This window comes from Bordetella sp. BOR01 (genome assembly GCF_019218885.1).
In the GTDB taxonomy this organism is placed as follows: Bacteria; Pseudomonadota; Gammaproteobacteria; order Burkholderiales; family Burkholderiaceae_B; genus Bordetella_A.
Genome location: NZ_JAHUWT010000003.1, coordinates 1,064,981 through 1,079,192, shown reverse-complemented (window position 1 = coordinate 1,079,192; position 14,212 = coordinate 1,064,981). Strand labels below are relative to the sequence as shown.

The window sequence follows — 14,212 nt, the reverse complement described above, 5'->3', positions numbered from 1 at the left end:
TCATCGAAATATGTGAGTGATCATGGCGGGCTTGCCCGCCTTCACTTCCAGTGTCGTGCGATAAGGCGGCTGCGCAGTATTGCGTATGGTCACGGAATACTTGCCAGGCGCCAGGCGCAGAGTCTTTAGCGGCGGCGTCACGCCGCGCGACACGCCATTGACCAGAATTTCGCCCCATGGCCGCACATTGATGCTGACCCGGACCGGGGACGGTGGCGGTGGTGGTGGCGGTGGCGCCGCTTCGGCGGGTTTATCATCAGGCGCCGACTCGGCCAGCAGCGCTGACGCGGCGGCGGCCTCTTCGGCGGTGGGGTAGCTCGTTTGCCATTGCGCCAATGGGGCAACCGCGGCCGGTGCAGGCGCGGCCGATGGCGGCGACGACAAAGCTGGCGAGACCGCCGTGTCGGGTACCCGGACCTGGGTCAGGGCAGATTCAGAATGGGTAATTACGCCTTCCGGCGCCTTTGTCAGGCGGCCCCACCAATAAGCGGATACACCCAGGGTTGCGATACCCAGCAGCGCTGCATGCATGAACGAACGGAAGTTGCCGCGCCGTGGCGTATAGGGAGTTTCGGCGGCCACCGCAGGCGCGACCGTTTCCGCAGCCGCGGGAACCGCCTGGGATGCCTGCGGTGCGGACGGCAACGCCAGCGAATCCGCGAATGCCTGCATGGTTTGCGGACGGTCTGCCGGAATGATCGCCAGCCCTGCATCGATCGACGCCAGGAAACTGGCGTCGTACTTGGCCAGGCCCAATGCCGCCAGGGGACGATAGGTTTCCGATACGCGCCGTTCGGACGCCGCTGGCGGCCGCCGGCCGGTAACCAGGGAATAGGCCATCGCGCTCAAGGCGTAGATGTCTGTCCACGGGCCGCGCGGCCATTCCGGTGCTTCGGTATACAGTTCGAACGGCGCGTAGCCGGGCGTCAATGCAGGCTCGCCAAGACGAGAGTAGCCGGACAGCGCCATCAGGTGCGCCCGTCCGGCTTCATCCATGCCTACCGAATGGACCGAGATATCGCCACAGATGCGGCCATCCCGGTGCAGATCGTCGAGCACCGGAATGAGTTCGGCGATGATGCGCTGGATGCGGGCCTGCGGTACACCGCCGGCAGTGGTTGCCGCAATGGCACTAAGCGGGCGATGAGCTAGGGGCGCGGCACCGGCGAACGGACCACGCGGCGAGGTAAAGCCGGCGGAGGAAAACATGACCGATAAACTGGAATGGACGGTAAACCATGCGCCATGTGACAGGCGTTCGATTCTCGCGTAAGCGTGGCGCTGAGTTTACCGAAGTTACTTTTTATAACCTAACCTAGCAGTAGGACGCATATTTAGTGCGCTGCAGCATGTGCCATTGATTCATACAACGGATATTATCCGAGCATCCTGCCGGGCTTCATTTCATAATGACTACGCCAGGAACAGGATGTGACTCTTTCCTCCCACAGGCACAGGCTCAACCGCTCATGAAGACTCGCGCTTTCTTGCCCTCTTTGTTTTGCCTTTTAGTGCTTCTTGGTGGCTGCACCAGTATGGGCACCGGCTTTGAAGCACCGCCCTCGCAAGCCGCCGAGGATACGATGACCCAGGTCCGGCAGCAATATGCGAGTGGCCAGTACGGTACTGTCATCCGCACCGTTGCCACGTCTGGCGATATCGCAACCGCACCCAAATCCATGCGGGTCGAAGCGTACAAATTGCAGGCTTTCAGCTATTGCGTGCGCAACTACGCGCAACTGTGCGAAGACACCTTTGTACGTATTTTGCAATTGGATTCAGCGTTCACGCTGGCGCCCAACGAAGCAGGTCATCCGCAGTGGGGGCCGGTATTCAAGGCTGCACAAGCACGCGCGGGTAGCTGACCCACAAAAGTACGGCCGCGGCGGGGGCGAAGCCCCCTGGCTGCGCCCTTCGGCTTGCTGCCGCCCCCCAAAGGGGCGCTTTCTTTGTCTTGTGGCCGGGCGAAAAAAGACCGCTGATTGCTCAGCGGTCTTTTGCATGGTGCCGGCGGCATGGCCGCCGGCACCCGCCGGAACAGAAAGGCGCCTTTATTCGGCAGGGCCTTCCTGGCCAGCGCCAGACTGCGGCGCATCGGCATCGACGGTAACCGGCGCATCCTCGAACGGATTGGCCAGTTGCCGCGCGGCTTCGCGCTCGGCGGCTTCCAGGGCTTCCTTGTCCTTGCGGGCAATGTGATAAGCCAGGCCGGTACCCGCCGGGATCAGGCGGCCGACGATGACGTTTTCCTTCAAGCCACGCAGGTCGTCGCGCTTGCCCATGATGGCGGCTTCGGTCAGGACACGAGTGGTTTCCTGGAACGAAGCGGCCGAGATGAACGAGTCAGTCGACAGCGAAGCCTTCGTGATGCCCAGCAGCACGTTATCGTACACAGCCGGACGCTTGTCTTCAGCCGTGACGCGATCGTTTTGGTTCAACAGCTCGGAACGCTCGACCTGTTCGCCCGGGATGAACTCGGTGTCGCCAGCATCGACGATGTTCACTCGGCGCAGCATCTGACGAACAATCACTTCGATGTGCTTGTCGTTGATCTTCACGCCTTGCAGACGATAGACGTCCTGGACCTCGTCGACGATGTAGGTCGCCAGCTTCTCGATACCCTGCAGACGCAGGATGTCGTGCGGATCGGCGGGGCCGTCGACGATCATTTCGCCCTTGTTCACCACTTGGCCATCGTGCACCAGCACCTGCTTTTCCTTGGGGATCAGGAACTCGTGGCTGACGCCTTCCAGGTCGGTGATCACCAGGCGCTGCTTGCCCTTGGTGTCCTTGCCGAACGATACGGTACCCGTCACGTCGGCCAGCATGCCGGCGTCCTTGGGTGAACGTGCTTCGAACAGCTCGGCCACGCGCGGCAGACCGCCGGTGATGTCGCGGGTCTTTTGCGATTCTTGCGGAATACGCGCCAGCACCTCGCCCACCGACACTTGTTGGCCGTCGCGCACGGTGATCAGCGCGCCCACCGGGAACGAGATGTTCACGGAGTGATCGGTACCGGCGATCTTGACGTCTTCGCCGCTATCGTTGACCAGCTTGATTTGCGGACGGGTAACGATCTTGCCGCCGCGCGTCTTGGGCGTGATCACCACCAAGGTCGACAGGCCGGTGATCTCGTCGAGCTGCTTGGCAACGGTAACGCCTTCTTCGATGTTCTCGAAGCGCACCGCGCCGCCGTACTCGGACACGATCGGCCGGGTCAGCGGATCCCAGGCCGCCAGGCGGGTGCCGGCCTTGACGGCTTCGCCGTCGCCGACCAGCACCGTAGCGCCATAGGGGATCTTGTGACGTTCGCGTTCGCGGCTGTTGTCGTCGTAGATCGCCAATTCGCCCGAACGCGAGATGGCCACGCGCTCGCCCTTGGCGTTGGTGACGTAACGCATCGTGCTGGCAAAACCGACCTTGCCGGTGGACTTGGTTTCCACCGCGCTGGCCAGGGCCGAACGCGACGCCGCACCACCGATGTGGAAGGTCCGCATGGTGAGCTGCGTACCCGGTTCGCCGATGGACTGGGCAGCGATGACGCCCACCGCTTCGCCCACGTTCACGTGCGAGCCGCGGCCGAGGTCGCGGCCATAGCAGTGCGCGCACAGGCCATGACGGGTTTCGCAGGTGAGCGGCGTGCGCACCTTCACTTCGTCGACGCCGATGCGATCGATCAGATCGACCAGGTCTTCGTCGAGCAGCGTGCCGGCGACGATCGCGGTTTCCTGCGTGTCGGGGTTGACCACGTCGATGGCAGCCACGCGGCCCAGGATGCGGTCGCGCAACGGCTCGATGACTTCGCCGCCTTCGACCAGCGCCTTCATGGCATAACCGTGGGTGGTGCCGCAATCGTCTTCGATAATGACCAGGTCTTGCGTCACGTCGACCAGACGGCGGGTCAGGTAGCCCGAGTTTGCCGTCTTCAGTGCGGTATCGGCCAGGCCTTTACGCGCGCCGTGAGTCGAGATGAAGTACTGCAGTACGTTCAGCCCTTCACGGAAGTTCGCGGTGATGGGCGTCTCGATGATGGAACCGTCGGGCTTGGCCATCAGACCGCGCATACCCGCCAGCTGGCGGATCTGGGCGGCCGAACCGCGGGCGCCCGAGTCGGCCATCATGTAGATCGAGTTGAACGATTCCTGGCGCACTTCTTCGCCGTGACGGTTGGTCACGGGCTCGGTGGCCAGTTGTTCCATCATCGCCTTGCCGACCTTGTCGCTGGCCTTGCCCCAGATGTCGACCACATTGTTGTAGCGTTCCTGGGACGTGACCAGACCCGACGAGTACTGCTTGTCGATTTCCTTCACTTCGCGGCTGGCCTCGGCCAGGATGCCTTCCTTGGCCTTGGGGATCAGCATGTCGCCCATGGCGATGGAAATACCGCCGCGGGTCGCCAGGCGGAAGCCCGACTGCATCAGCTTGTCGGCGAAGATCACCGTGTCGCGCAGGCCGCAGCGGCGGAACGACTGATTGATCAGGCGCGAGATTTCCTTCTTCTTGAGTGCCTTGTTCAGCACCGTGAAGGGCAGGCCCTTGGGCAGGATCTCGGACAACAGCGCACGCCCCACGGTGGTTTCGTGGCGGCGCAGCACGGGCTGGAACGCGTCGTTGTCGTCGCGTTCGTATTCCGTCAGGCGCACGGTGATGCGCGACTGCAGCTCGACTTCGCCGTTGTCGTAGGCACGCTGCACTTCGGCAACATCGGTGAAGAAAATGCCTTCGCCCTTGCCGTTGATGCGCTCGCGGGTCGTGTAGTACAGGCCCAGCACGATATCCTGCGACGGCACGATCGACGGTTCGCCGTTGGCCGGGAACAGTACGTTGTTCGAGGCCAGCATCAGCGTACGTGCTTCGAGCTGGGCTTCCAGCGACAGCGGCACGTGCACGGCCATCTGGTCACCGTCGAAGTCGGCGTTGAACGCCGCGCAAACCAGCGGGTGCAGCTGGATGGCCTTGCCTTCGATCAGCACAGGCTCGAACGCCTGAATGCCCAGGCGGTGCAGCGTGGGCGCCCGGTTCAGCATGACCGGATGCTCGCGGATGACTTCTTCCAGGATGTCCCAGACCACCGGCTCCTGGCTTTCGACCAGTTTCTTGGCGGCCTTGATGGTGGTGGCCAGGCCCATCATTTCAAGACGATTGAAAATGAAGGGCTTGAACAATTCCAGCGCCATCAGCTTGGGCAGGCCGCACTGGTGCAGCTTGAGCTGCGGGCCCACCACGATGACCGAACGGCCCGAGTAGTCGACGCGCTTGCCCAGCAGGTTCTGGCGGAAGCGGCCGCTCTTGCCCTTGATCATGTCGGCCAGCGACTTCAACTGGCGCTTGTTGGCGCCCGTCATGGCCTTGCCGCGACGACCGTTGTCGAGCAGCGAATCGACGGCCTCTTGCAGCATGCGCTTTTCGTTGCGCAAGATGATTTCAGGCGCCTTCAGTTCGAGCAGGCGCTTGAGGCGGTTATTGCGGTTGATGACGCGGCGGTACAGGTCGTTCAGGTCGGACGTGGCGAAACGGCCGCCATCGAGCGGTACCAGCGGACGCAGGTCCGGCGGCAGCACGGGCAGCACTTCCATGACCATCCATTCGGCCTTGATGCCAGACTTCTGGAAGCCTTCCAGCACCTTCAGGCGCTTGGAGATCTTCTTGATCTTGGCTTCGGAACTGGTGGCCTTGAGCTCGCCGCGCAGCGTTTCCACTTCACGGTCGATATCGATGGTACGCAGCAGTTCGCGCACGGCTTCCGCGCCCATCAGGGCACGGAAGTCGTCGCCGTACTCTTCGGTCTTGGCCAGGAAGTCGTCGTCGGACATGATCTGGCCGCGCTTGAGCGGCGTCATGCCAGGTTCGATGACGCACCAGGCTTCGAAATACAGCACGCGTTCGATGTCGCGCAGCGTCATGTCGAGCACCATGCCCAGGCGCGACGGCAGGCTCTTCAGGAACCAGATGTGCGCGACCGGGCTGGCCAGCTCGATGTGGCCCATGCGCTCGCGGCGCACCTTGGCCACGGTAACTTCGACACCGCACTTTTCGCAGATTACGCCACGGTGCTTCAGCCGCTTGTACTTGCCGCACAAGCACTCGTAGTCTTTGATCGGGCCAAAGATCTTCGAGCAGAACAGGCCGTCGCGCTCGGGCTTGAACGTGCGGTAGTTGATCGTTTCGGGCTTACGGACTTCGCCGTAGGACCACGAGCGAATTTTCTCGGGCGAGGCGATGCCGATCTTGATGGCATCGAACTGCTCGTCTTGCGAGACTTGTTTAAAGAGGTCGAGTAGCGCTTTCATCAGTTACGCTCCAAATCCATGTCGAGGGCCAACGAGCGGATCTCTTTGACCAGCACGTTGAACGATTCCGGCATGCCGGCATCGATGACGTGGTCGCCCTTGACGATGTTTTCGTATACCTTGGTGCGGCCGGTGATGTCGTCGGATTTCACCGTCAACATTTCCTGCAGCGTGTAGGCGGCGCCGTACGCTTCCAGCGCCCACACTTCCATTTCGCCGAAACGCTGGCCGCCGAATTGCGCCTTGCCGCCCAGCGGCTGCTGGGTCACCAGCGAGTACGGGCCGGTGGAACGGGCATGCATCTTGTCGTCGACCAAGTGGTGCAGCTTCAGGTAGTGCATGTAGCCCACGGTGACCGGACGCTCGAATTGCTCGCCGGTACGACCGTCGAACAGCCACGCCTGCGTACGCGATTCGGTCAGGCGCATGCGCTGGGCGACGTCGTCGGGGTAGGCCAGTTCGAGCATCTTGCCGATTTCTTCCTCGGTGGCGCCGTCGAACACCGGCGTCGCGAACGGCACGCCGTTCTTGAGGTTCTGCGCCAGTTCCATGACTTCGTCATCGGTCAGGGTGTCGACCTGCTCGCCCGTGCCGGAGGTGTTGTACACCTTGTCCAGATAGGCACGCACGTTCTTCACCTGCGCCGTGCGCTCGTCGCGCAGCATATCGGCAATACGATGGCCCACGCCCTTGGCAGCCCAGCCCAAGTGCACTTCGAGCACCTGCCCGACGTTCATCCGGGAAGGCACGCCCAGCGGGTTCAACACGATGTCGGCGGCGGTACCGTCGGCCATGTGGGGCATGTCTTCGACCGGCGTGATGCGCGAGACGACACCCTTGTTGCCGTGGCGGCCGGCCATCTTGTCGCCAGGCTGCAGGCGACGCTTGACGGCCAGGTACACCTTGATCATCTTGAGCACGCCCGGGGGCAGCTCGTCGCCTTGGGTCAGCTTCTTGCGTTTTTCTTCGAACGCCAGGTCGAACTGGTGGCGTTTCTGCTCGAGCGATTCCTTGGCCTGTTCCAGCACCACGGCGTGGGGCTCGTCGGCCAGGCGAATGTCGAACCACTGCCAGCGATCCAGGTCGGCCAGGTAGGCCTTGGTGATCGTGGCGCCCTTGGCCAGCTTGCGCGGGCCGCCGTTGACCGTCTTGTTCACCAGCAGCTTCTCGATACGGTCGAACTGGTCGTTCTCGACGATACGCAACTGGTCGTTCAGGTCTTGGCGATAGCGGCGCAGTTCATCATCGATGATGGACTGGGCGCGCTTGTCGCGCACGATGCCTTCGCGCGTGAACACCTGCACGTCGATGACGGTGCCGACCATGCCCGAGGGCACGCGCAGCGAGGTGTCTTTCACATCGGAGGCTTTTTCGCCGAAGATGGCGCGCAGCAGCTTTTCTTCCGGCGTCAGCTGGGTCTCGCCCTTGGGCGTGACTTTGCCCACCAGCACGTCGTCGGCAGTGACTTCGGCACCGATGTAGACAATGCCGGAATCATCCAGGCGGTTCAACTGCGTTTCAGCCAGGTTGCTGATGTCGCGAGTGATTTCCTCGGGCCCGAGCTTGGTGTCGCGCGCAACGACCGTCAGCTCCTCGATGTGGATCGAGGTGTAGCGGTCGTCGGCCACGACTTTTTCCGAGATCAGGATCGAGTCTTCGAAGTTGTAGCCGTTCCAGGGCATGAACGCGATCAGCATGTTCTGCCCCAGCGCCAGTTCACCCAGGTCGGTGGACGCGCCATCAGCCAGCACATCGCCCTTGGCGACCTTGTCGCCACGCTTGACGATGGGACGCTGGTTGATGTTGGTGTTCTGGTTGGAACGGGTGTATTTGATCAGGTTGTAGATGTCGACGCCCACTTCACCGGCGACGTTCTCGTCGTCGTTGACGCGGATCACGACACGTTCGGCGTCGACGTGATCGACCACGCCGCCACGCAGCGCCTGCACGGTCGTGCCGGAGTCAACCGCCACGGTGCGTTCGACACCGGTACCCACCACGGGCTTTTCAGGACGCAGGCAGGGCACGGCCTGGCGCTGCATGTTGGCGCCCATCAGTGCACGGTTGGCGTCATCGTGCTCGAGGAACGGGATCAGCGATGCCGCCACCGAAACGATCTGCGACGGCGCCACGTCCATATAGTGCACGTTGGCCGGTGCGGTCAGCATGGTTTCGCCTGCTTCGCGGCAAGCGACCAGGTCGTCGACAAAACGGCCTTCGCTATCGAGCGCGGCGTTGGCCTGCGCGATGACGTAGTTGCTTTCTTCGATGGCCGACAGGTAGTCGATCTGGTCGCTGACCTTGCCGTCGATGATCTTGCGGTAAGGCGTTTCCAGGAAGCCGTACTCGTTCAGGCGAGCGTACAGCGCCATGGAGTTGATCAGGCCGATGTTCGGACCTTCCGGCGTTTCGATCGGGCAGACGCGGCCATAGTGCGTGGGATGCACGTCACGCACTTCGAAGCCGGCGCGCTCGCGGGTCAGGCCGCCCGGGCCCAAGGCGGACACGCGACGCTTGTGCGTGATTTCCGACAGGGGGTTGGTCTGGTCCATGAACTGCGACAGCTGGCTCGAGCCGAAGAACTCCTTGATGGCGGCCGAGATCGGCTTGGAGTTGATCAGGTCATGCGGCATCAGGTTTTCGGTCTCGGCCTGGCCCAGACGTTCCTTGACGGCGCGTTCGACCCGCACCAGGCCGGCGCGGAACTGGTTTTCGGCCAGTTCGCCCACGCAACGCACGCGGCGGTTGCCCAGGTGATCGATATCGTCGATCTGGCCGCGGCCGTTGCGCAACTCGACCAGCACCTTGATGGTTTCAAGGATGTCTTCGTTGCTGAGCGTCATGGGGCCGGTGATGTCTTCACCACGACCCAGTCGGCTGTTGACCTTCATGCGGCCCACGCGCGACAGGTCGTAGGTTTCTTCGCTGTAGAACAGGCGCTGGAACAACGCTTCGACGGCGTCTTCGGTGGGCGGTTCGCCTGGACGCATCATGCGGTAGATGGCCACGCGCGCGGCCATCTGGTCGGCGGTTTCATCGGTGCGCAGCGTCTGCGAGATGTACGGGCCGCGATCCAGGTCGTTGGTGTACAGCGTCTGGATATCGTGCACGTTGGCCGCACGCAGGGCGCTCAGCACGCTTTCGGTGATTTCGTCGTTGGCATGCGCCACGACTTCGCCAGTGTCGGCATCGACGATGTTCTTGGCCAGCACGCGGCCATACAGGAACTCTTCGGGCACCGAAATGCGCTGGATGCCCGCAGTGGCCATGTCGCGCAGGTGCTTGGCGTTGATGCGCTTGTCTTTTTCGACGATGACGTTGCCGTCGCGGCCGGCGATATCAAAGCGGGCCATCTCGCCCTTCCAGCGCTCGGGCACGAATTCAATCATGCCGCCTTCGCTCTTGAGCTCGAAGTTGTCGAAATCGAAGAAGTGCGCCAGGATCGACTCGGGCGTCATGCCGATGGCTTTCAGCAGGATCGTCACGGGCATCTTGCGGCGACGGTCGACGCGGAAGAACAGGACGTCCTTCGGGTCGAATTCGAAGTCCAGCCACGAGCCACGGTAGGGAATCACGCGGGCCGAGAACAGCAGCTTGCCCGAGCTGTGCGTCTTGCCGCGATCGTGTTCGAAGAACACGCCGGGCGAACGGTGCAGCTGCGAGACAATGACACGTTCAGTGCCGTTGATGACGAACGAACCGGTGCCCGTCATGAGCGGAATTTCGCCCATGTAGACTTCCTGTTCTTTCACTTCCTTGATGGTCGGCTTGCTGACTTCACGGTCGAGCAGCACCAGGCGCACCTTGGCGCGCAGCGGCGACGCGTAGGTCAGGCCACGTTGTTGGCATTCCTTCACATCGAACACCGGCTCGCCCAGCACGTAGCTGACGAACTCCAAGCGCGCCATTCCGTTATGGCTGACAATCGGGAAAATCGACGAAAACGCCGCCTGCAAACCGTCGCTTGCGCGATCGGACGGAACAGTATCCGCCTGCAGGAAAGTTAGGTAGGATTGAAGCTGAGTCGCCAGCAGGAAAGGAACGTTTTGAACGTCTTCACGCTTGGCGAAGCTTTTGCGGATGCGCTTTTTTTCGGTGTACGAGTAAGGCATGAGCACTCCGACTCGAGGTTGCATGGGCCGTCAACCACGGCCCCAGGTGATACGACTCCAGAAAACCCCTCTACAAAGACAAAGGGCACCCTGGCAGTAGGGGTTTCCTGGAAACGCAAAAGCCCGGGGACGGCAAACTGCGCTGTCCCCGGGCAGTTGACGCAGGTCTTATTTGACTTCGACCTTGGCGCCAGCTTCTTCCAGCTTCTTCTTGGCAGCTTCGGCGTCAGCCTTGGCAATGGCTTCCTTGACGGGCTTCGGCGCGCCGTCGACCAGGTCCTTGGCTTCCTTCAGACCCAGGCCGGTCAGTTCACGCACGGCCTTGATGACGCTGACCTTGTTGGCGCCGGCTTCAAGCAGCACGACGTTGAATTCGGTCTGCTCTTCAGCAGCGGCGGCAGCGCCACCGGCAGCGGGGGCAGCCACGGCCACGGCGGCGGCAGCAGCCGACACGCCAAACTTCTCTTCCATTTCCTTGATCAGCTCGGACAACTCGAGCACGGTCATGCCAGCGATGGCGTCAAGGATTTCAGCTTTGTTCAGTGCCATTTTTTAGAACTCCAGAATTGGATAAATGCCAGGTTGGGTGTCGCTCGGTCGTTCAACGAATTCCGTGGGCAGTGGCTTACGCCGCTGCCTTCTGGTCGCGCACGGCAGCCAGGCCGCGGGCGAACTTGGTGGGAACTTCGTTGAGCGTACGCACGAATTGCGCGATGGGGGCTTGCATGGTGCCCAGCAGTTTCGACAGCAACTCTTCGCGCGAGGGCATGGTGGCCAGGGCCTTCACGCCTTCTTGGTTCAACAGGTTGTTGGGCAGCGAGCCCGCCTTGATGACCAGCTTGTCGTTGCTTTTTGCGAAACCAGCGAGAACCTTGGCCGCCGAAACCGGATCGTTGCTGATGCCATAGATCAGCGGACCGGTCAGTTGTTCGGACAACGGCTCGAAAGCCGTGCCGGCAACTGCTCGACGGGCCAGCGAGTTCTTCAGAACACGCAGATACACGCCCGATTCACGCGCAGTTTTGCGCAGTACGGTGACAGAGGCGACGTCCAGACCACGGTACTCGGCGATAACGATCGACTGGGCCTTGGCAACAACTGCCGAGACTTCTTCGATCACCACCGCTTTCTCTTGACGATTGAGACTCACGGTTTGAACACTCCATCAAAAGACGCCTGGGGCCTGTGGCCTTGCGCGTCAACCGAATGCGGCGCCTGGTTGAGTTCTTCGGGTAAAGAAATCTTCCTGGGGACGCCGTCTACGCTGGATCCGGACTGGGTAAGCTCCGGGATTAAGCGGGGCAGCGGCGATGCGGCTGCCGATACCCTGCTCCAGCGGTCTTTGACAGCAGCATCCGGAAATCCGGATGCGGCCCAAAGTTCGTTTTTGCCCGCGGCCGATTAACTGGCCGAGAGCGAAGCTACTTCCACGCGCGCACCGCCGCCCATGGTGGACGACACGGCGAGCTTGCGCAGATAAATACCCTTGGCAGCAGCGGGACGAGCCTTTTGCAGGGCGTCGACCAACGCAGCCAGGTTGGTTTGCAACTGTTCCACGCCGAACGAGGCGCGGCCGATGGTGGCGTGAATGATGCCCGCCTTGTCGGTGCGATACTGGACCTGGCCCGCCTTGGCGTTCTTCACGGCCGTGACGACGTCAGGGGTGACGGTGCCGACCTTGGGGTTCGGCATCAGGCCACGGGGGCCCAGGACCTGGCCCAGGGCGCCCACGACACGCATGGTGTCTGGCGAGGCAATGACCACGTCGAAATCGATCTGGCCACCCTTGATACGCTCGGCCAGGTCATCCAGGCCGACGATGTCGGCGCCGGCGGCACGCGCGGCTTCAGCCTTGTCGCCCTGGGCGAACACGGCGACGCGCACGCTCTTGCCGGTACCGGCAGGCAGCACCACGGAACCACGAACCAACTGGTCGGATTTCTTGGGGTCGATACCCAGCTGCACGGCGACGTCGATGGATTCATCGAACTTGGCGGTGGCGGTTTCCTTGACCAGGGTCAGGGCTTCGGACACGGGGTACAGCTTCGTGCGATCGATTTTCTTGGCGATGGCGGCGGCGCGCTTGGACAGTTTGGCCATGATTAGATCCCCTCAACCGTGATGCCCATGCTGCGGGCGCTGCCAGCGATCGTGCGAACGGCGGCTTCCAGGTCGGCCGCGGTCAGATCGGGTTCCTTGGTCTTGGCGATTTCCTCGGCCTGGGCGCGCGTGAGCGTGCCGACCTTGTCGGTGTGCGGCTTGGCCGAACCCTTTTGCACTCCGGCAGCCTTCTTGATGAGGACCGTCGCGGGCGGGGTCTTCATGATGAAGGTGAAGCTCTTGTCGGCGAAAGCGGTGATCACCACCGGAATCGGCAGACCGGGCTCCATGCCCTGGGTCTTGGCGTTGAACGCCTTGCAGAATTCCATGATGTTCAGGCCACGCTGACCCAGTGCCGGGCCAATCGGGGGAGAGGGGTTAGCCTTACCAGCCGGTACTTGCAGCTTGATAAAGCCGACGATCTTCTTCGCCATGCTTTGCTCCTTGCGGGTTCAAACGCTCGCCGCGCTACGCGACGGGCTCCCCGGGGGTTGAAAAATCAGGTCTTCTCGACCTGGCTGAAATCGAGCTCGACGGGCGTGGCGCGACCAAAAATGGTGACAGACACACGCACCTTGCTCTTTTCGTAATTGACTTCCTCGACGTTGCCGTTGAAGTCTGCAAACGGGCCTTCTTTGACGCGAACCATCTCGCCCACTTCGAACAGGATCTTGGGGCGGGGTTTCTCGACACCCTCTTCCATCTGGGAGAGGATTTTCTCGACTTCCTTTTCGGAAATCGGCGTGGGACGGTTACCCGAGCCACCCAGGAAGCCGGTGACACGGTTGGTGTTCTTGACCAAGTGCCAGGTTTCGTCAGTGAGATCCATCTCGACCAGGACATAGCCCGGGAAAATGCGGCGCTCACTGATGGACTTCTGGCCGCCCTTCATTTCGACGACCTCTTCCGAGGGCACCAGGATCCGGCCAAACGACGTCTGCAGGGCCGCGCGCTCGATGCGCTCGATCAAGGCCTTGTGGACGCTTTTTTCCATGCCCGAATACACATGGACGACATACCAGCGTTTACTCATTCGGCGTCCTTATCTCCAGCCCAGCAGCAGGCCATAGAGCACCCATTCGATGCCCTTGTCGAGCACCCACATCAATAGGCCCATGACTGCGACGAAGGCAAAAACTATGCCCGTCATCTGGGTGGTTTCCTTGCGGGTAGGCCAGGAAACCCGTTTGGCTTCGTTATACGATTCGCCGGCGAAGCTCAGGGTGCGGCGGCCGGGTTCGCTGAACCAGGCAATCAGGGCGGCAACCACCAGGCCGCCGACGAACACGCCGACACGGGCGGCCATGGGTTGGGCGCTAAGCACCGAAAAACCCACGATGCCAGCAATGATGACCAGAACCGCCAGCCCGAGCTTGACCCGGTCGGCGGTACTGGTTACGGTTTCTACGCTGGTATTAGACATTTTGCGACGCGAGCCGGCCAAGATTGCACGACTTGCGGTGATCTCCCGGCGAATTAAGAGCGAGCGGGGTTGACAACGAACTAGGCCTTGTTAGCCATGACTTTGGCCGCCAGGGTGGCAGGGGCAGTAGGAATCGAACCTACAACCTTCGGTTTTGGAGACCGACGCTCTGCCAATTGAGCTATACCCCTAAAACGCTTAAAGTGCGATGCATGGCAACTTGCGGAACCATACATAGTACTACTTTTTTGACAAACATGGGAAGCGGGCCCAAAACGGGCCGGCTT

General features: G+C 61.8%; 10 protein-coding genes and 1 tRNA gene. 1 reads left to right on the top strand and 10 read right to left on the bottom strand.

Going from position 1 to position 14,212, the window contains the following annotated elements; all coding sequences use genetic code 11:
• On the bottom strand, positions 1–1,209 hold the full coding sequence (locus KW845_RS19915) for a hypothetical protein (protein WP_218371061.1): 1,209 nt from the start codon (positions 1,207–1,209) through the stop codon (positions 1–3).
• 260 nt (positions 1,210–1,469) lie between these two features.
• Here KW845_RS19915 and KW845_RS19910 point away from each other — a divergent pair, with 260 nt between their 5' ends.
• Entirely contained in the window at positions 1,470–1,865 is a 396-nt protein-coding gene (locus tag KW845_RS19910; protein WP_218371060.1) for a TssQ family T6SS-associated lipoprotein, read from the top strand.
• A 186-nt stretch (positions 1,866–2,051) separates the two neighbouring features.
• Here the strand turns inward: KW845_RS19910 and rpoC are convergent, their stop codons facing one another.
• From rpoC to KW845_RS19865, 9 genes are all read right to left on the bottom strand, one after another.
• Positions 2,052–6,290, bottom strand: a complete 4,239-nt coding sequence (rpoC, locus tag KW845_RS19905; protein WP_218371059.1) for a DNA-directed RNA polymerase subunit beta' — start codon at positions 6,288–6,290, stop codon at positions 2,052–2,054.
• Positions 6,290–10,402 carry a DNA-directed RNA polymerase subunit beta gene (gene rpoB, locus KW845_RS19900; protein WP_218371058.1) on the bottom strand — a complete coding sequence of 1,371 codons (4,113 nt, stop codon included), beginning with the start codon at positions 10,400–10,402 and terminating at the stop codon, positions 6,290–6,292. The genes rpoC and rpoB overlap by 1 nt, the downstream gene beginning before the upstream one ends.
• A 168-nt stretch (positions 10,403–10,570) precedes the next feature.
• A complete protein-coding gene (gene rplL, locus KW845_RS19895; protein ID WP_218371057.1) occupies positions 10,571–10,951 on the bottom strand; it encodes a 50S ribosomal protein L7/L12 in 381 nt (126 codons plus the stop codon).
• A 76-nt stretch (positions 10,952–11,027) separates the two neighbouring features.
• Positions 11,028–11,552: a 50S ribosomal protein L10 gene (gene rplJ, locus KW845_RS19890; protein WP_218371056.1), complete on the bottom strand. Its 525-nt coding sequence runs from the start codon at positions 11,550–11,552 to the stop codon at positions 11,028–11,030.
• 251 nt (positions 11,553–11,803) lie between these two features.
• Entirely contained in the window at positions 11,804–12,502 is a 699-nt protein-coding gene (gene rplA / locus KW845_RS19885) for a 50S ribosomal protein L1 (RefSeq protein WP_218371055.1), read from the bottom strand.
• 2 nt (positions 12,503–12,504) lie between these two features.
• On the bottom strand, positions 12,505–12,936 hold the full coding sequence (gene rplK / locus KW845_RS19880) for a 50S ribosomal protein L11 (protein ID WP_012251786.1): 432 nt from the start codon (positions 12,934–12,936) through the stop codon (positions 12,505–12,507).
• A 65-nt stretch (positions 12,937–13,001) separates the two neighbouring features.
• Positions 13,002–13,535 (bottom strand): transcription termination/antitermination protein NusG, encoded by a 534-nt coding sequence (gene nusG, locus KW845_RS19875; RefSeq protein WP_218371054.1) that lies wholly within the window; start codon positions 13,533–13,535, stop codon positions 13,002–13,004.
• A gap of 9 nt (positions 13,536–13,544) precedes the next feature.
• A complete protein-coding gene (secE, locus tag KW845_RS19870; protein ID WP_218371053.1) occupies positions 13,545–13,925 on the bottom strand; it encodes a preprotein translocase subunit SecE in 381 nt (126 codons plus the stop codon).
• 115 nt (positions 13,926–14,040) lie between these two features.
• Positions 14,041–14,116: transfer RNA gene (locus tag KW845_RS19865), tRNA-Trp, on the bottom strand.
• Positions 14,117–14,212: the final 96 nt, after the last annotated feature.